The organism is Streptomyces sp. NBC_00234 (genome assembly GCF_036195325.1).
In the GTDB taxonomy this organism is placed as follows: domain Bacteria; phylum Actinomycetota; class Actinomycetes; order Streptomycetales; family Streptomycetaceae; genus Streptomyces.
This window is the reverse complement of the sequence record NZ_CP108101.1, coordinates 3,968,723-3,984,858: the sequence shown is the minus strand read 5'-3', so window position 1 is coordinate 3,984,858 and position 16,136 is coordinate 3,968,723. Positions and strand designations below refer to the sequence as shown.

Sequence of the window (16,136 nt, the reverse complement as noted above, 5' to 3'; positions counted from 1 at the left end):
CCCTACAACCGGGCACCCCCGCGACCTATTCCGCACCCCCCGGACGCGGCGATTCCCGCTGCTCGGCGACCCACCGCTCGGCCCGCGCGATCGCTTCCCGCTGCGCCCGGAAGATCTCCTCCCGGGCCGGAAGCACCCGGTCCTCCCCCAGCTCCGCCGTGATCCCGGTCCGCCGCAGCACCTGCGCGAGGCCCGGCTCGACCCCCGCCAGATAGAGCCGCCCGCCGTGCTGCTCCAGGTCCCGGGCGTACCGCCGCAGCAGCTTCAGCACCACCGAGGACGGCACGTCGGGCGCGGTGCGGAGCGAGAGCACCACCGCCGCGCCCCGCGCCTGCGACACGTCGGGCCACTGGGCGTCGATCCGGGGTGCCTCCGCGAACAGGCTCGCACCGTCGTAGAAGAGGACGACGACCTCGCCGGGCCCGACCCGTGCCGGCGGCTCGGTGAACCGCCACGCACCCGGTCCCGTGCCGCGCTCCAGTCCGCGCAGCCCGCCCTGCCGGGCCGCCTGCACGCAGTACAGCAGCAGGGACAGCAGCGCGCCGACGACGATGGCCTGCTGGAGGGGGAGCTGGGTCGTGGCGACGAAGGTGACGACCATGGCCGCCGCCGACAGCGGTGACGTCCGCATCACCAGCAGGATGTCCTTGCGGCGCCCCCAGATCAGCTCGCAGCCGATGACGATGATCAGGCCGCCGATCACCGGCATCGGGATCCGCTCCGCCAGCGAGCCGAGCGTCAGCACCAGCAGGGCCAGCCAGACCCCCGCGAAGATCCCGGTCCACCGGGTGCTCGCGCCCGCGCCGACCGCGACTCCGGTACGGGACATGGAGCCGCCCGCCGGCAGGGCGCCGAAGAGCCCGCCGCCGATGTTGCCGATGCCCTGCGCGACGAAGTCGCCGTCGACGGAGGACTTGGTGCCGTCCGGATTGGGCACGGTCGGGCCGATGGACGCGGCCTGCGCCAGCGCGACCAGGGCGATCGCGAACGCGCCGGGGAGCAGCGTGCCGACCGCCGAGAGATCGGGCGCGGTGAAGTGGGGCAGGGCCGCCGGGATCTCGGCGATGTCCCGGGCCAGCTCCACATCGACCGCCAGCACCCCGACGCCCAGGCTGACGACCACCAGCGCGATCAGGATCGAGACCGGCTCCAGCTTCCCGACCAGCCGGACGAGTGCCCACACGGCGACGGTGACGAGGGCGGTCAGCGTGGTGGTGAGCTTCCAGTCCCCGGCATGGATCAGCCAGTCGACGAGCTGGGTGAGGCGGTTGTGGCCCTCGGGCTCGTAGCCGGTGGCGTCGTCGAGGGACCCGGTGATGATCTGGAGGGCGATGCCGGTCGAGAAGCCGGTCATCACGGCATTGGAGACGAAGCTCATGACGACGCCGAGCTTCAGCAGCCCTAGCGCCACCATGATGATCCCGGCGAGCACCGCGACCGTCGCGACGTTCCCCGCGTCCTTGGGGTCCAGACGGGCTCCGGAGAGCACGCTCTGCGAGGTCAGGGCGATGGCGGAGGTGAGCGTCGTGACCATCAGGACGGTACGGGCGAAGAAGGAGCCCAGGATGGTCGGGACGACGCCCGCGTAGATACCGGTGACCGGGTTGAAGCCGCCGATCGCCGCGTACGCCATGCCCTCCGGGATGGAGAAGAGCCCGGTCACCAGACCGGCCGACACGTCGGAGGGTGTCGGCCGGCCCAGCTTCGTCTTCCTGGTGCGCAAGGAGGCGTCTCCCTACGGGGTCACGATCGGGAAGGCCGTGTCGGGCTCCGAGAGCACCGAAAGCAGCGTGCCGAACACCGCCGGATCACCCTCCTGCGTGATCCCGTCGAGGCTGCTGCCCGCGAGGAGGCCCAGCAGCTGGGGCTTGGTCAGGGTGAGCGTCAGCGCCGCCGGGGTCCGGGCCGGTGCGGAGTCGGGGACGGCGCGGTGGGTGAGGGCCCCGTTGTGGAGGGTGAGGCGGTGCCGGGTGCCCAGGTCGGTCACGTCCAGGTCGATGACCAGGTCCTTGTCCCAGGCGCGGGGGCCGTCGACCCGTACGGCGAGCGAGTCGATGAGCTGCTCGACGGTGAGCGCCATCGCCATCTCGGGGTTGGCGGTGTCCAGCAGCATCGGGCTCTCGCCCTCGGTGAGCTCCTTGGCGCCCATCAGGAAGAAGTTGCGCCAGGGCCCGTTCTCCGCGCCGTGACCGAGCCGGCGGTACACGTCCGCCAGGTCGGCACGCGCCTGCGCCCGCGTGTCGTCGGCGAACAGGACGTGGTTGAGAAGGGTCGCGGCGAACCGCAGATCGCCCTTCTCGGCGTACGCGCGCGCCTTCGCGACGACGGCGTCGGCCCCGCCCATGCAGTCGACGTAGCGCTTCGCCTCCTCGACGGGGGTGTGCTCCCACAGGTGGGCCGGATTGCCGTCGAACCAGCCCATGTAACGCTGGTAGATCGCCTTCACGTTGTGGCTGAGCGAGCCGTAGTAGCCGCGGACGTGCCAGGAGTTCTCCAGCGCCGGAGGCAGCGCGATCTCCTCGGCGATCTCGCGGCCGGTCAGACCTTCGTTGAGCATCCGCAGGGTCTGGTCGTGCATGTACGCGTACAGGTCGCGCTGGACGGTGAGGAACTCCGTCACGTTCTCCTGGCCCCAGGTGGGCCAGTGGTGCGACGCGAAGGCGACGTCGAGCTTGTCGCCGAAGAGCTCGATCGCCTCGTCGAGGTAGTGCGACCAGATGCGGGAGTCACGGACGACGGCGCCGCGCAGGGTCAGGACGTTGTGCATGTTGTGGGTGGCGTTCTCGGCCAGGCACAACGCGCGGCGGTCCGGGAAGAGGAAGTTCATCTCCGCGGGGGCCTCGGTACCGGGCGTCATCTGGAAGACGATCCGTACGCCGTCGACCGTCTCCTCCTGCCCGGTGTGCGTGATGTCCACGGTCGGCGGGACGAGGGCCGTCCTCCCGGTGGAGGTGGTCATTCCGAGTCCGGCGCCGATCTGTCCTTCCGGGCCCTTCTCGATCCGGTCGCCGTACATGAAGACGGCGCGCCGCGTCATGGCGTTGCCCGCGTACACGTTCTCGCTGACCGCGTGCTCCAGGAAGCCGGCGGGCGCGAGGATCGGCACCGGCGGGTGGCCGTGGGGGAGGACACCGCGGGCGCCGGCGAAGTGGTCGGCGTGCGAGTGCGTGTAGATCATTCCCGTGACGGGCCGGTCGCCGCGTTCGCTCCGGTACAGCGCGAGGGCGGCGGCAGCGGTCTCCGAGGAGATCAGCGGGTCGATGACGACGACACCGGTGTCGCCCTCGACCAGCGTCATGTTCGACAGGTCGAGGCCGCGGACCTGGTAGATCCCCTCGGCCACCTCGTAGAGCCCCTGCCGCGAGACGAGCTGGGCCTGACGCCAGAGGCTCGGGTGGGCGGTGTCGGGGCAGTCGCCTTCGAGGAACCCGTAGGCGTCGTTGTCCCAGACGACGCGGCCGTCGTCCCCCTTCACCACGGCGGGCTTCAGGGCGGCGACGAAACCGCGGTCGGCGTTCTCGAAATCGGTCGTGTCATGGAACGGAAGGTCGCTCATGACACCCCAGTAGAAACGAGTTGGGCGAAATGCGCACTTCGCCCCGTTCGGCAACCGCCCGGACCGGCCGGGCGGTTGCTCCGGGGTCAGTCCCGCTTCACCGCGGCAAGACCCTTCTTCAGGTCTTCGCCGTTCATCACCGGCTGGATCTCGATCCTCGCGCCGAGGTGGTCGAGGAGCGGCTCCGCGATGGTGGGCAGTCGCGAACTGTCCTGCATGTCGAAGACGAACGTGCAGGACCGCCCGCCCTCGCTGGGACCGAAGTAGGCCGCCTCGGGCTTCAGCTCTTCCACCATCTTCTGCATGACCTGCTGCAGCGTGCCGTCCTTGACCGCCGCGTTCGACACCTGGGTGTCCAGGTGCGCCCTCAACATGACCCTCATCGCAGTCCGCTCCTCGCGCCCACCACGACCGGCGCGGTGAGTTCCGCGCTCGCTGAGACCTGGGGACGTCCCGTCCAGGCTCGCCTCGGGCGGTGGGGGCGGCAACATCTCGTCCGCCGTCCGGGCCGGAGGTTCCCCGGATCAGCGGTGCTCCGGGTTGGCGGAGTCCGCACGGCAGCCCGCGTCCCACGCGGAGCGCTGGTTGCCGTGGGCCGGGATGCCGCCCGCGCGCTTGAGCATGGCGGCGAGGTGCATCAGGTTCCAGGCCATGAAGGACGTGTTGCGGTTGGTGAAGTCGTTCTCCGGGCCCCCCGACCCCGGATCCATGTACGAGGGCCCGGGCCCCGCCTCCCCGATCCAGCCCGCGTCGGCCTGCGGGGGGATCGTGTAGCCCAGGTGCTGGAGGCTGTAGAGGACGTTCATGGCGCAGTGCTTGACGCCGTCCTCGTTCCCGGTGATCAGACAGCCCCCGGCCCGGCCGTAGTACGCGTACTGGTCCTTGTCGTTGAGGATGCTCGAACAGGCGTAGAGCCGCTCGACGACCCGCTTCATCACCGAGCTGTTGTCGCCCAGCCAGATCGGCCCGCACAGCACCAGGATGTCGGCGGCCATCACCTTCTCGTACAGCGCGGGCCAGGCGTCCGTCTCCCAGCCGTGCTCCGTCATGTCCGGCCACACCCCGGTCGCGATGTCGTGGTCGACGGCCCGGACGACCTCGGTGGTGACGCCGCGCGCCTCCATCACCGAGCGGCTCCGCTCGATCAGACCGTCCGTGTTGCTGGCCTCCGGAAACGGCTTGAGCGTGCAGTTGATGTACAGCGCGCGCAGACCGTCGAAGCGGTAGGCGTCATCGGTGGGGACGGGCGGCACCATGGGGGCTCCTCTGTGCGTGCGGAAGAACGTGCGGCGTGCCCCGGTCTACCGCCGCGACGGCCGGTACGGAGGCAAGGGCGCGCGGTGTCCACCCGTACGCAGCAGGTTCGCCGAGGACGCCGCGGCCGACCGGCCGGTACACTCGCCCCCATGACCTCCGTACCGTGCCGGAACTGGTGGCGCTCCTCCTAGGAGCGGCCACCTCATCTGCACGGAACCAGGGCCGTTCGCTATGGACGGCCCTTCTCGCTGCCTCCGGGCGGCACGGATCCCGGGTTCGGCGGGCCGTCCTCCACGCATCGCACACGCGAGGAGAGACCATGACCACGACCGTCACCGCTTCCGACAACCTGACCACCCCCGCACGGCTCCGCAGCGCCGAGCTGGAGCAGCAGCTCGCACGGACCCCGGAACGCTTCCGGGTCCTGACCGGCGACCGGCCCACCGGAGCCCTCCACCTCGGGCACTACTTCGGCACCCTCCACAACCGGGTCCGGCTCCAGGACCTCGGCGTGGAGGTCTTCGTGCTCGTCGCCGACTACCAGGTGCTCACCGACCGCGACATCGCCGAGCGGCTCCCCGAGTACGTGGACGGGCTGGTGCTCGACCATCTGGCGATCGGGATCGACCCCACGCGCACGACGATCTTCAACCACAGCGCCGTCCCCGCCCTGAACCAGCTCATGCTGCCCTTCCTGAGCCTGGTCTCCGTCGCCGAACTCGGCCGCAACCCCACGGTGAAGGACGAGATCGCGCACTCCCGGCAGTCCTCGGTCAGCGGGCTCATGTACACCTACCCGGTCCACCAGGCCGCCGACATCCTCTTCTGCAAGGGCAACCTGGTGCCGGTGGGCCAGGACCAGCTGCCGCACCTCGAAGTGACCCGGACCGTGGCCCGGCGCTTCAACGAGCGGTACGGGGCGGTGTTCCCCGAACCCGACGCCCTGCTCTCCGACGCCCCGCTCCTGCTCGGCACCGACGGCACCAAGATGAGCAAGAGCCGCGCCAACTCGATCGCGCTCTCCGCCGACGCCGACGAGACGGCGCGCCTGATCAAGGGCGCGAAGACGGACTCCGAACGCCACATCACGTACGACCCGGAGGGCAGGCCCGGGGTGTCGGGCCTCGTGCTGCTCGCCGCGCTCTGCCTCGACCGCGATCCGCACGGGCTCGCCGAGGAGATCGGGAACGGCGGCGCCGCCGTCCTCAAGCGGACGGTGACCGAGGCCGTCAACACGCGCATGGCGCCGATCCGGGCCCGGCGGGCGGAGTACGCGAAGGACATGGCGTACGTACGGTCGGTGCTGAGCGCGGGCAACGAGCGGGCCCGCGAGATCGCCGAGCGGACCCTCGACGAGGTGAGGGAGGCCATGGGCGGCCTGCGCTGACCGCCGGCGGGAGCCGGTCAGCGGCGCGTCATCGTCCGCTGCCCGCGCAGGAGTTCGGCCAGACCGCGGCGGGTCGCGGCGATGACCACGCGGTCCTCGGGGCGCAGGACGTACCCGGGGTGCAGGTCCCAGACCAGGCCCAGCGGCTGCCCGGACTCCCCGGCTGCCGTCAGGTCGGGCCGGCGGTCGGCGGGCGGGGTGGCGTCCAGGGCCAGGACGCGCCAGGCACCCGCGCGGAACGCCTGTTCGACGGTGCGGCCCTCCAGCTGGGAGTGGCCGGCCACCCCCAGGGCGGCGAACAGCATGACCTTCCGCTCGACCGGGATCGCCCCCAGGATCTGGCGGCCCATCATGGCGCCCGCGAACGAGGGGGCGGCCAGGTGGGAGACGGAGCGGGAGCGGGTCAGGGCCTGGGGGTGGGCGGTGCGCAGGGTCCGGTAGACGGCGGTGGCGAACTCGTCGTCGTAGAGGCGCAGGGCCACCTTCAGGTCCGGCTTGACCGAGCGGGCGTACAGCGCGGCCTCCAGATTCGTGGTGTCGACGCTGGTCAGGGCCAGGAGGGAACGGGCGCGGTGGATCTTCGCCGCTTCCAGCACGCCTTCCTGGGTGACGTCGCCGATGACCGTCGGCACGTGCATGCTCCGGGCCAGCGGGATGCCGCGTGCCTCCGGGTCCTCCTCCACGACGACCACGGGGATGTTCAGTTCGCGCAGCCGCACCAGGACCCGCGTACCGATCTTGCCGAGTCCCAGCAGGACGACGTGTCCGGACAGTCCGCGCGGCGGTCGGCGCAGCGAGGAGGTGGTGCGCAGCGAGCCGAACGTCTCCAGGACGGCGGCCACCAGCAGGGGCAGCAGCATCAGTCCGGCCAGGCCGGAGAGCAGCTGGATGATCTGGCGGCCCGGCGGGTCGTCGACCGCCGGGTCGCCCATCGCGAACAGATCGAGCAGCGTCAGATACGCGGCGTGCAGGGGGTGGTAGCCGGTGCTCAGGACCGAGGCGACGGCCAGACCGACGACGGCCGTCGCGACGCCCGCGGCCGACCAGCGCAGCCGTCGTGAGAACACCTGGCTCAGCGGTGCGCCCCGCCCGCCCATCCGCGTCACCGGGCGGGCCGGGTCCGCCTGGCTGATGTTCTCCAGGACGATGGTCCCGCGCCCGGCCGCAGCCGCCACCGACGCCGCGTCCGGCAGGAGTTGGGGGCCTTCGGCGCCACTGCTCTCGGACCCTTCGGCGCCCGCCGGGTCGTGCGTGGTGGAGGAGAGCAGCGCGAGCGTGCAGAGCCCCGGGTCGGCCTCCTCGCCGTGGCGGGACGGCGGTCGCTCGGCGGCCCGCAGGAGCAGCCCCTCGGCCTGGATCACCTTGCTGCTGCCGGTGAGCGCGGTGGCGGCCAGGGCGGGGGCCGCGGTGTCCGCGTCGGAGAGGACGGTGGTCGAGGCGTCGAGTGCCGCGTGGTCCAGTCCCGGCACGGCCAGCGCCGCCGCCTGGTCGAGGAGGGTCTCCAGGTGCTGGCCGAGCTTGCGGTTGTAGAGCCGGATGACCAGGCGCAGACGCGGATTGAGGCGGCGGGCGGTCAGGGCGGCGCGGATGTTGCGCTCGTCGTCGTCGTAGACGAGCGCGAGTGCGGCGGCCCGGTCGACACCCGCCTCTTCGAGCACCTCGTCGGAGGGCTCGGCCGCCTCCATGATGCGTACGGCCTCGACTCCGGCGTTCGTGTCGCTGTCCGTGGTTCCGGCCGCGCCGCCGTTGCGGTTCATCGCCGCCGACATCCGGCCGAACAGGGCTGCGGCGCGCCCGCGTTGGGTCATCGGCTGCTCGGGGTGGCTGGGATCTCCGCCGGGCGGGAGGATCAGGGTGACCCGTTCGCCGTAGACGTAGCGGAGCTCCACGGCGAGGCGGCGGGCCAGCGTGTCGTCGCCGCAGACGACCATGTGTCCACTGGTGGTGGCGCGTTGGGGCTGCTGAGGAAGTGGGGGCACGAATCCCAGCATGCCCTGCTCCCTTCCGTTCGGTCCGGCAAGCCGGCGATCTTCGCGTGACCTGCCCGGGGAGCGGCGACGGGGAGGTGGCGCGGAAACGAGCGGGCGGGCGGACCCGGGCGGGAGGGAGGGGCCCGGCTGCCGTGCCGCCGCGAGCGGCGGTGCGGCAGCCGGTGGTCCCCCGTGTCCCCCGTGCGTTCCCCCGTGTGGTGCTGACCGGATGGTGTCAGCCGGGGACCCGCCGCCGCACTGCCGGAGTCCGGCAGTCTTCGCGCGGTGCCGGTGCCGGGCACTGGCAGCTGTCCGGAGGCGTTAGGAAAGCGTCAGGGTCACATCAAGGGGCGGATGCCCGAGGCGGAGGGGTGCGCGTGCCGGAACCGGAGATTCCCGTGTCGTTTCTGGGGGACTACGCCAGCATATTGGGTGAAGTCTCCGCCACCGGGCGCCGGTTGACCCGCGAGGAGCTGGAGACCCAACGTGCCCTCGGCCGGGAGGCGGCGGAGGCGGGGCACCAACTGCGCGCGCTGGTGGGCCTGTACCTGGCGGAGACCCGCACCGCCTGGCCGTCCGGTACGAAACCCGCCGCGACCGATTCCGTCCTGGCCGCCGTGGAACAGACGGTCGACGCGTTCGCCGAGGGCTTCGAGCGCGCCCAGCGGCTCACCGTACGGCGCGAGGAAGCCGCGCGGCGGGAGTTCATCGACGACCTGCTGTACGGGCGCAGCGACCTGGGCCGCCTCGCCGAGCGGGCCACCCGGTTCGGGCTCCGGCTCTCGCGCGCCCACGCGGTCGCGGTGGCGGCGGGCCCGGAGGCGTACACCGAGACGGACACGGTGCCGCGGAGCGTGGAGGCCGCGCTGCTCGCCCGCTTCGGCGGCCGGAAGATTCTGTTGACGACGAAGGACGGGCGGCTGGTCTGTATCGCTCCCGGCAGTCAGCCGGACGTCCTGCGGTACTTCGCCAAACAGGCCCACGCGGCGACGGACGGCGGCCAGGTCGCGGTGGGCCGCCCGCACCAGGGGCCCGGTGGCGTCGTCCACTCGTACGACGAAGCGCTCGACGCCCTCGATCTGGCGCGGCGGATGGGGCTCGACGATCCGGTGCTGTACGCCGCCGACCTGCTGGTCTACCCGGTGCTGACCCGGGACCGGCAGGCGATGGCCGACCTGGTGCGCAGCGAGCTGGGCCCGCTCCGGGATGCCAGGGGCGGCGCGGAACCGCTGCTGAAGACCCTCGCGGTGTATTTCGACGCGGGCTGCGTCGCGGCGGAGACGGCCCGCCGGCTGGCGTTGAGCGTGCGGGCCCTGACGTACCGGCTGGAGCGCATCCGTCAGCTGACCGGCTCCGACCCCTCCGATCCGATGCACCGCTACACGCTGCAGACCGCCGTGATCGGTGCCCGTCTCCTGGACTGGCCGGCCAAGGAGCTCTGAGAAGGAAGGTGGCCGGGGCGCGCAGGGGGGGTGCGCGCCCCGGCCTGCCGGGCGCGGACCGGTGGTCAGCCGGTCCGCGGTCATCCGGCGGTACGGGAGGTCCTACAGGTCGAACTCGTGCGGCGGCAGGTCGAGCGCGAAGCACGCCTCGCGGATGACGGCCTGCTCCGACTTGTCGAAGTCGCCGTCGGCGCCGCCGATGACGATGCCGATCTGGATGACGGCACGCGCCTCGGCGGGCTTCTTCTTCGCCTTGGCGATCTCCTGGAGCACGCTGACCTTACCGAACGCGAAGTCGGCGGTGAGCTTGTCCACGTACGCGTTGAAGCGGCGCTGGAGGTCGTCCGCCGGGAAGTTCTGGAGTACGTCGTTCGAGGCGATCAGCGAGGCGACGCGCTGCCGCTCGGACGGGTCGATGGAACCGTCGGCGGCGGAGACCAGGGCGCACATGGCCATGCTCGCGTCCCGGAACGCCCCGCTCTTGAGGTCGTTCTTCTTCGCCTCCAGCTGCGTCTGCATCGTCGACGCGGATTCCTTGATCCGATCCCACAGGGCCATTGACGTCTCCATACGTTGCGTTGCACGAACTGTCGTGGATCCGAGTGAAACTCTACAGACTTGTAGAAGCCGACGGACGGACCGCCCACTAAAATGCGGCGTGGCCAGGGCTCGGGAAGGGCGGACAGGACGATGGACAACGCCCGGAACGATCTCGGGGAGGACGGCGCGGGCGAGGTGGAGGGCACCGAGACCCGGCGGCTGCGCAGACGCGGACAGGGGGAGCTGGAGTCCCAGGTCCTCACGGTGCTGCGTTCCGCCGCAGGACCCGCCACCGCGGGCTGGGTGCAGGAACACCTCGAAGGCGACCTCGCGTACACCACCGTCATCACGATCCTCTCCCGTCTGTACGCGAAGAACGCGGTGACCCGCACCCGCGAGGGCCGCTCCTACGTCTGGACCGCGGCCTTCGACGACGCCGGTCTCGCCGCGCTGCGGATGCGCCGCGTCCTGGACGGCGAGCGCGACCGGGACGCCGTCCTCGCCCGCTTCGTCTCCGCGCTCTCCCCGGGCGACGAGGAACGGCTCCGCGCCCTGCTGTCCCGCGCCGCCGACCCGGACGACCCCGGGCAGGAGTGAGAGCCGACCGATGGGCGTCTTCGTCTACCTGCCACTCGTGCTCCCGCTGACCGCGCTGCCGATAGCGCGGCTGGCCGAGCACCATCTCCACCCGCGCAGCGCGACCCGGCTGCTCGCTGCCGTCGGCACCACGCTCGCCCTGTGCAGCACGCTGTGCCTGGCCCTGCTGGTGGTCGTCGGCACCGCCCAGCTCCCCGGCAACCCCCTGCCGGACGGCTGGTCGGACCCGGAGGTACGGGCCGCGATGCCGTACGAGGAGCGGACCGGCGTCGTCGCGATCGGTGTCCTGGGAGCGGTGGTCGTGGCGTGCGGGGCGACGCTGCTGCGGCACGCGCGCACCCGGGTACGCGCGGCCCGCGCCCTGTCCTCCCTCGGGCGGACCTCGGGGGTCGCCGTTCTCCCGTCGTCCGATCCGTACGCGTACGCACTCCCCGGAGGCCGCAGGCACCGCGGCGGCCGGGTCGTCGTCTCGACGGCGATGCTGGAGCTCCTGAACGACCGCGAGCGGCGCGCGCTCGTCGCCCACGAGCGCGCCCACCTGACGGCCCGGCACCACCGGTACCTGCTGGCGACCCAACTCGCCGCACGCGCCAACCCGTTCCTGCTCCCGCTGCGGACAGCGGTCGCGTTCGGCACGGAACGCTGGGCGGACGAGGAGGCGGCCCGCGCGGTCGGCAGCCGCCGGGTGGTGGCGTCGGCGGTCGGCAGGGCGGCGCTCTTCCCGCACCGGGCCCCCGGCGGTGCGGCGGGACTCCCGGCCTTCGCGGCGGCGGGCCCGGTCCCGCGCAGGGTGGCGGCGCTGCTCGCCCCGGTCCCGGCCGGCCGACTCTGGCCACCGGCCTCCGCGCACGTGGCCCTCGCCGCGCTCATGGCGACGGCGGGCACGGCGGCATCGGCCCTCTCCTCGGTGAACGCGACGGTGACGCTCGTACGCATCCTGCACGCGGCCACACCGCTCTGAGGAGGCTCTCCCTGGCGGCTTTCGTCACTCATTGTGATGAAAGCCCTTCCTCGGCCGAATGGAGAATCATTTCGCCACCCCATGCTCCCCAGGACAGTGATCCGGACAGCGACGCGGCAGTGAGCTGCCGCGATCCCGGATCCCTCGCTCCTCGAAGGACGGTCCTGTGGACATGAAGAAGGTTCTCCTGGCCTGCGCCGCGGCGCCCCCGGCGCCGTGCTCGCGTGCCGCTGGATCCAGGCGGGCCCCGGCAGAGTGGCGCGCCTGGTCGCGGGATCGGTGATCGCGGCCGGACTGCTCGCGTTCATCCAGGTCTACCCGAGCATCCCGTCCTCCTTCGGAACGGCGGCCCGCCAGGCGCAGTCGGAGGCGGGCACGAAGCTGTTACGGGTCGAAGTCCCGGACGCACAGCGCTTCCCGGTGTTCGTGGCCGCACTCCCGCCCGACACGGAGATCGTCACGGTGGAACCGGACGCCCCCGCCACACTGCGCGGGTCGTGCCCCGCCCTCAAGGCTCTCGACCTGCCCTGCACCCCGGTGACCGTCGACCCCCGTCGCCACCCCGGGCCGGCCTCCTCCTGGCGGAGTCGTCGGTCACGGGACCGGCGCCGCGGCCCACGGCCTGAACACCCTGGGCGAGATCCTGCGTTTCGCCCGTGCGATCTCCCCGGTATGCGTCCTGACGGGCAGCCGCCGCATCTACGCCTCGGTAGCGGCCTGGACGGTCCTGGCCCCGCTCTGCCTGGCCGCCCCCTGGCGGCCGGCTTCGCCATCTGGCTCACGGCCCCCCTGACGACCCCGCCCCGACGCGGCGTACTCCCCCCCGGAACTATTCACGGCGGCGACGCTTCTCGTCCTGGCGGTCCTCACCGCGGCCTGAGCCACCCACAACGCCCTGACGACGGCCCGCCGTTGGCGTCCCGCGGGGGACTGAGCGCCGGCCCCCTACGCACCCGTGCCCGACCGAGGAAGCCTCGGCCGGGCACGGGGTGCGGTGCGGGAGTACGGGTCAGCCGGTGATCTCGATCTTGCCGTTGTTCGTGGCTTCGCCGGACTGGGCGGGGACCTCGGCCGTGGCGGCGGTGGTGGCCGTGCGGTTCTTGAGGTTTTCGAGCAGGGCGCCCAGGTCGACGCCCGTGGTGGAGTTGAGGAGTTCGATGCCCTGGGTCACGTTGTCCGTGACGGTACGGGCGAGTTGGCTGGCGCCGTCCGTGGAGATCACCGTCAGCTTGTCGATCGCGCTGAGCGGCTCGGATGCCTTCGCGACGACCGACGGCAGCACCTCGACCAGCATCTGGAGCACGGCCGCGTCGCCGTACTGGGCGAACGCGTCGGCCTTCTTCTGCATGGCCTCGGCCTCGGCCGAACCCTTGGCGGCGATCGCCGCGGCCTCCGCCTCGCCCTCGATGCGCACCGCGTCGGCGAGTGCCGAACGGTGCAGCTTCTCGCCCTGGCCGGTCAGGCGGGAGCGCTCCGCGTCCGCCTCGGCCTCCTTGACCTGGGCGATACGCCGGGCCTCCGCCTCCTGCTCGGCCTGGTAGCGGGCGGCGTCCGCGGGCTTACGGACCTTCGTGTCCAGCTCGCGGTCCGTCAGCGCCGCCTGGCGCTCGGCGACCTTCTCCTGCTCCTGGAGGACTTCCTGCTGGCGGGCGGCTTCGGCGAGCGGGCCGGCGGCGTTGGCCTTGGCCGCGGCGGCCTCCGTCTCGGCCTTGATCTCGGCCTGCTTCAGGTAGAACGTCCGCTCGGCGATGGCGATTTCCTCGGCCGCCTTCAGCCGGGCCTGCTCCGACGCACGGCGGGCGATGGCCTCCGCGATGTCGGCCTCCTGCTTGGCACGCGCGGCCTCGGGCCGGCCGAGGTCCTCCAGGTAGGAGCCCTCGGTGGTGATGTCCTGGATCTGGAACGCGTCCAGGATCAGGCCCTGACCGGACAGGCTGGCCTCGGCCTCCTCGGCGACCTGGCTGGCGAACGCGGCACGGTCGCGGATGATGTCCTCGACGGACATCCGGCCGACGATGGCGCGCAGCGCACCCGACAGCACTTCCTGGGTGAAGCCGACGATGCCGTCCTGCTGCTGGAGGAATCGCTGGGCGGCGGCCCGGATCGCGTCCTCGTTGCCGCCGACCTTGACGATCGCGACGCCTTCCAGGTTCGACTTCACGCCGCGCAGGGTGACGGCGCCGCGCACGGAGATCGGGATGTGCCGGCTGGAGAGGTCCAGGGTGAACTTCTGCTGGACGAACGGCACGACGAAGACGCCGCCACCGACGACGACCTTCTGGCCGCTGTTGTCGATGCTGGTGCGGCCGGTGACCGGGTCGGTCGACTTCTTGCCGCGACGGCCCGTGATGATGAACGCCTCGCTGGGCCCGGCCACCTTGTAGCGGGTGATCACGACGAGGCCGAGGAGTACGACGAGTACGACGATGCCGATGACGGCAAGCAGAACTGGGCTCATGAGAAGGGTCCCCCCTGCCTCCCGACAAGAGGGACGGCAGATTGTTTCGGTCAAGCAGTCAAGTGGTGGGTCAGCGCTCCACGGGGCGGACCTGGACCGAGGTGGTCGACAGCGCGGCCTCCACCCAGATCTCGGCGCCCCGCTCGACGGGCTCCGGGCTCTTCGCGGCGAACTTCACGGTCTGGCCCGCGAGTCGCAGCAGCACCTCGCCGTAGCCGTCGGCCGGGATGGGTGTGACGACCGACCCGGAGGTGCCGATCAGATCGCCGCCGCGCGGTGTCGCGGTCGTCTGGTCACGCATGAGGGCCCGGCTGAACTTCCAGGTCATCCATGCCGCGACGAGACCGGCGACGACTCCGGTGACGGTGGCCGCGACCGTGCCGACGCCCGTCGCGCCCAGCATGATCGCGCCGCCGAAGCCGAGCATCGAGAGGAAGCCCGCGATGACCGGCAGCGAGAGAAGGCCGTCGAACATGCCGTCCAGCACGCCGCCCAATAGTCCTTCGAGGATTCCGTCGAAGATCAGGGAGAGGGCGAGAAGAACAATTCCCGCAATGCCGAGACCCAGAAAGAAGGTCACGCGATCACTCCCCCGGCTTTTAGATGTCCCCCGACATTTTCCGTCGAACTGGCTGGATGATCCCATACGTCGGGGGACCGTGGTACTGCCGGGTCCCGGCAGTCTTTACGCGACTTTGATGCCGGACAGGTGGTCGGCGAGCGTGTCCAGCGACTGGAACGTGGCACCGAACAGGGCCACGTGCTTCCACCGCAGGACACCGTCGGGACCGACCAGGAAGATCGCCCGCCGCACACCGATGCCGGGTGCGGAAACCCCGTACGCCTTGGCGATCTCGCGTCCCTCGTCGGCGAGCAGCGGCATCCGCAGCCCGTGCGTGCGGGCGAACGACTCATGACTGTCCACACCCTGTGGACTGATTCCCCAGACCTCGGCGTCCAGCCCCTCGAAGGTCTCGAACCCGGAAGAGTAGGAGCAGAGCTGCTTCGTGCAGACCGGAGTGTTGTCCCCCGGATAGAAAGCGAGGACGACGGACCGGCCGCGCGTCTCCGAGAACGTGAAATCGCGCCGCTCGAAAGCGTCGCCGGTGAGAATTCCGCCGGGCAGGGTGAAGTCCTGCACCGGCTGTCCGAGTTGAGGTCCTGATGCCATCATGGCTCCCTTGATCGCCGTACGTGGACACGTGCGTACCCCCGTACCGTGAACGTATGGCAAACCAACCCCCCTCGGCTGCGGTACTCCTCCTGCACGGTGGCCGCGAGGCAGGAACCGGGCCGCCGCCGTTCGGGCCGCTGAACCTGCCGGCCGTCCGGATGCGTCCCTTCCGGAGGGCCGTCGCGAAGGCCACCGGCCCGGCCGGTGTCCTGGTCCGCAGCGTCCGCTACACCGTCCGCGGCTGGAACGGCCCCCGCGAGGACCCCCTGCAGGACGCCGTCCGCGCCCTCGACGCTCTCCGGCGTGAGGCCGGTGACATCCCCGTCGTCCTCGTGGGCCACTCCATGGGCGGCCGGGCCTCCCTCCGCGCGGCCGGGCATCCCCTCGTGCGCGCGGTGGTCGGCCTCGCCCCGTGGTGCCCGCCCGAGGATCCCGTCGCCCAGCTCGCGGACCGCGACGTCGTCCTGATCCACGGCACCCACGACCGCGTCACGAGCCCCCGCGCCAGCGAGGTCCTGGCCGACCGTGCCCGCCGCGCGGGTGCCCGGACCTGCCTGGTCACGGTCGAGGGCGGCGACCACGCGATGCTGCGGAGCGCCGACCGGTGGCACGAACTGACGGCCGCCCTGGTCACCGGCCTGCTCGGTCGGAGCGCCATGCCGGACGCCGTCTCCGCAGCGCTCCGGCTGCCCCGGGACGCCGACTCCGCGCACGGCATGCTCGGCATCGACGCGCTGCCGCGCCCGTACGGGGTGGCTCGGAACGGGGCCCGTCCGTGAACTGCCGGGCCTCGG

General features: G+C 71.7%; 15 protein-coding genes. 5 read left to right on the top strand and 10 right to left on the bottom strand.

All coding sequences use genetic code 11. From position 1 onward, the window contains the following. Positions 1 to 25: 25 nt before the first annotated feature. The 4 genes from OG230_RS17370 to OG230_RS17355 all read right to left on the bottom strand — a co-directional run bounded on the left by OG230_RS17370 (position 26) and on the right by OG230_RS17355 (position 4,812). Positions 26 to 1,723 carry a SulP family inorganic anion transporter gene (locus OG230_RS17370; protein ID WP_328911142.1) on the bottom strand — a complete coding sequence of 566 codons (1,698 nt, stop codon included), beginning with the start codon at positions 1,721 to 1,723 and terminating at the stop codon, positions 26 to 28. Between the two features lie 12 nt (positions 1,724 to 1,735). Beyond that, positions 1,736 to 3,556, bottom strand: a complete 1,821-nt coding sequence (locus OG230_RS17365) for an alkyl/aryl-sulfatase (RefSeq protein ID WP_328911141.1) — start codon at positions 3,554 to 3,556, stop codon at positions 1,736 to 1,738. 86 nt (positions 3,557 to 3,642) lie between these two features. Continuing rightward, the gene (locus OG230_RS17360) at positions 3,643 to 3,939 is read right to left on the bottom strand and encodes a DUF3303 family protein (RefSeq protein ID WP_328911140.1); all 297 of its coding nucleotides are present in this window, start codon (positions 3,937 to 3,939) and stop codon (positions 3,643 to 3,645) included. 141 nt (positions 3,940 to 4,080) lie between these two features. Further along, on the bottom strand, positions 4,081 to 4,812 hold the full coding sequence (locus OG230_RS17355; RefSeq protein WP_328911139.1) for a flavodoxin family protein: 732 nt from the start codon (positions 4,810 to 4,812) through the stop codon (positions 4,081 to 4,083). Positions 4,813 to 5,132: 320 nt separating this feature from the next. Between OG230_RS17355 and trpS the strand changes: the two genes are divergently transcribed. Further along, a complete protein-coding gene (gene trpS, locus OG230_RS17350) occupies positions 5,133 to 6,200 on the top strand; it encodes a tryptophan--tRNA ligase (protein WP_328911138.1) in 1,068 nt (355 codons plus the stop codon). 17 nt (positions 6,201 to 6,217) lie between these two features. On the opposite strand, the gene OG230_RS17345 is transcribed toward trpS, so the two are convergent. Next, entirely contained in the window at positions 6,218 to 8,191 is a 1,974-nt protein-coding gene (locus tag OG230_RS17345) for an NAD-binding protein (protein WP_328911137.1), read from the bottom strand. A gap of 356 nt (positions 8,192 to 8,547) precedes the next feature. On the opposite strand from OG230_RS17345, the gene OG230_RS17340 reads away from it, so the two are divergent. Beyond that, positions 8,548 to 9,612 carry a helix-turn-helix domain-containing protein gene (locus OG230_RS17340; RefSeq protein ID WP_328911136.1) on the top strand — a complete coding sequence of 355 codons (1,065 nt, stop codon included), beginning with the start codon at positions 8,548 to 8,550 and terminating at the stop codon, positions 9,610 to 9,612. A gap of 102 nt (positions 9,613 to 9,714) precedes the next feature. Here OG230_RS17340 and OG230_RS17335 read toward each other — a convergent pair whose 3' ends face one another. Continuing rightward, a complete protein-coding gene (locus tag OG230_RS17335; protein WP_328911135.1) occupies positions 9,715 to 10,170 on the bottom strand; it encodes a tellurite resistance TerB family protein in 456 nt (151 codons plus the stop codon). Between the two features lie 132 nt (positions 10,171 to 10,302). Between OG230_RS17335 and OG230_RS17330 the strand changes: the two genes are divergently transcribed. Further along, entirely contained in the window at positions 10,303 to 10,749 is a 447-nt protein-coding gene (locus tag OG230_RS17330) for a BlaI/MecI/CopY family transcriptional regulator (RefSeq protein WP_328911134.1), read from the top strand. A 10-nt stretch (positions 10,750 to 10,759) separates the two neighbouring features. Beyond that, a complete protein-coding gene (locus OG230_RS17325; protein WP_328911133.1) occupies positions 10,760 to 11,710 on the top strand; it encodes a M48 family metalloprotease in 951 nt (316 codons plus the stop codon). 314 nt (positions 11,711 to 12,024) lie between these two features. Here OG230_RS17325 and OG230_RS17320 read toward each other — a convergent pair whose 3' ends face one another. The 4 genes from OG230_RS17320 to OG230_RS17305 form a co-directional block, all read right to left on the bottom strand. Beyond that, on the bottom strand, positions 12,025 to 12,171 hold the full coding sequence (locus tag OG230_RS17320; protein ID WP_328911132.1) for a hypothetical protein: 147 nt from the start codon (positions 12,169 to 12,171) through the stop codon (positions 12,025 to 12,027). A gap of 548 nt (positions 12,172 to 12,719) precedes the next feature. Continuing rightward, positions 12,720 to 14,168, bottom strand: coding sequence for a flotillin family protein (locus OG230_RS17315; RefSeq protein WP_328911131.1), 1,449 nt, complete (start codon positions 14,166 to 14,168; stop codon positions 12,720 to 12,722). A gap of 70 nt (positions 14,169 to 14,238) precedes the next feature. Then, positions 14,239 to 14,748: a hypothetical protein gene (locus OG230_RS17310; RefSeq protein ID WP_328911130.1), complete on the bottom strand. Its 510-nt coding sequence runs from the start codon at positions 14,746 to 14,748 to the stop codon at positions 14,239 to 14,241. A 105-nt stretch (positions 14,749 to 14,853) separates the two neighbouring features. Beyond that, entirely contained in the window at positions 14,854 to 15,339 is a 486-nt protein-coding gene (locus tag OG230_RS17305) for a peroxiredoxin (protein ID WP_328911129.1), read from the bottom strand. A gap of 56 nt (positions 15,340 to 15,395) precedes the next feature. Between OG230_RS17305 and OG230_RS17300 the strand changes: the two genes are divergently transcribed. Continuing rightward, on the top strand, positions 15,396 to 16,121 hold the full coding sequence (locus OG230_RS17300; protein ID WP_328911128.1) for an alpha/beta fold hydrolase: 726 nt from the start codon (positions 15,396 to 15,398) through the stop codon (positions 16,119 to 16,121). Positions 16,122 to 16,136: the final 15 nt, after the last annotated feature.

Coding starts and splice junctions, on each gene's coding strand:
- OG230_RS17365 (WP_328911141.1), bottom strand. CDS start 3,556: ATGAGCGACCTTCCGTTCCATGACACGACCGATTTCGAGAACGCCGAC.
- trpS (WP_328911138.1), top strand. CDS start 5,133: ATGACCACGACCGTCACCGCTTCCGACAACCTGACCACCCCCGCACGG.
- OG230_RS17305 (WP_328911129.1), bottom strand. CDS start 15,339: ATGGCATCAGGACCTCAACTCGGACAGCCGGTGCAGGACTTCACCCTG.
- OG230_RS17315 (WP_328911131.1), bottom strand. CDS start 14,168: ATGAGCCCAGTTCTGCTTGCCGTCATCGGCATCGTCGTACTCGTCGTA.
- OG230_RS17345 (WP_328911137.1), bottom strand. CDS start 8,191: ATGCTGGGATTCGTGCCCCCACTTCCTCAGCAGCCCCAACGCGCCACC.
- OG230_RS17360 (WP_328911140.1), bottom strand. CDS start 3,939: ATGAGGGTCATGTTGAGGGCGCACCTGGACACCCAGGTGTCGAACGCG.
- OG230_RS17300 (WP_328911128.1), top strand. CDS start 15,396: ATGGCAAACCAACCCCCCTCGGCTGCGGTACTCCTCCTGCACGGTGGC.
- OG230_RS17335 (WP_328911135.1), bottom strand. CDS start 10,170: ATGGCCCTGTGGGATCGGATCAAGGAATCCGCGTCGACGATGCAGACG.
- OG230_RS17355 (WP_328911139.1), bottom strand. CDS start 4,812: ATGGTGCCGCCCGTCCCCACCGATGACGCCTACCGCTTCGACGGTCTG.
- OG230_RS17325 (WP_328911133.1), top strand. CDS start 10,760: ATGGGCGTCTTCGTCTACCTGCCACTCGTGCTCCCGCTGACCGCGCTG.
- OG230_RS17330 (WP_328911134.1), top strand. CDS start 10,303: ATGGACAACGCCCGGAACGATCTCGGGGAGGACGGCGCGGGCGAGGTG.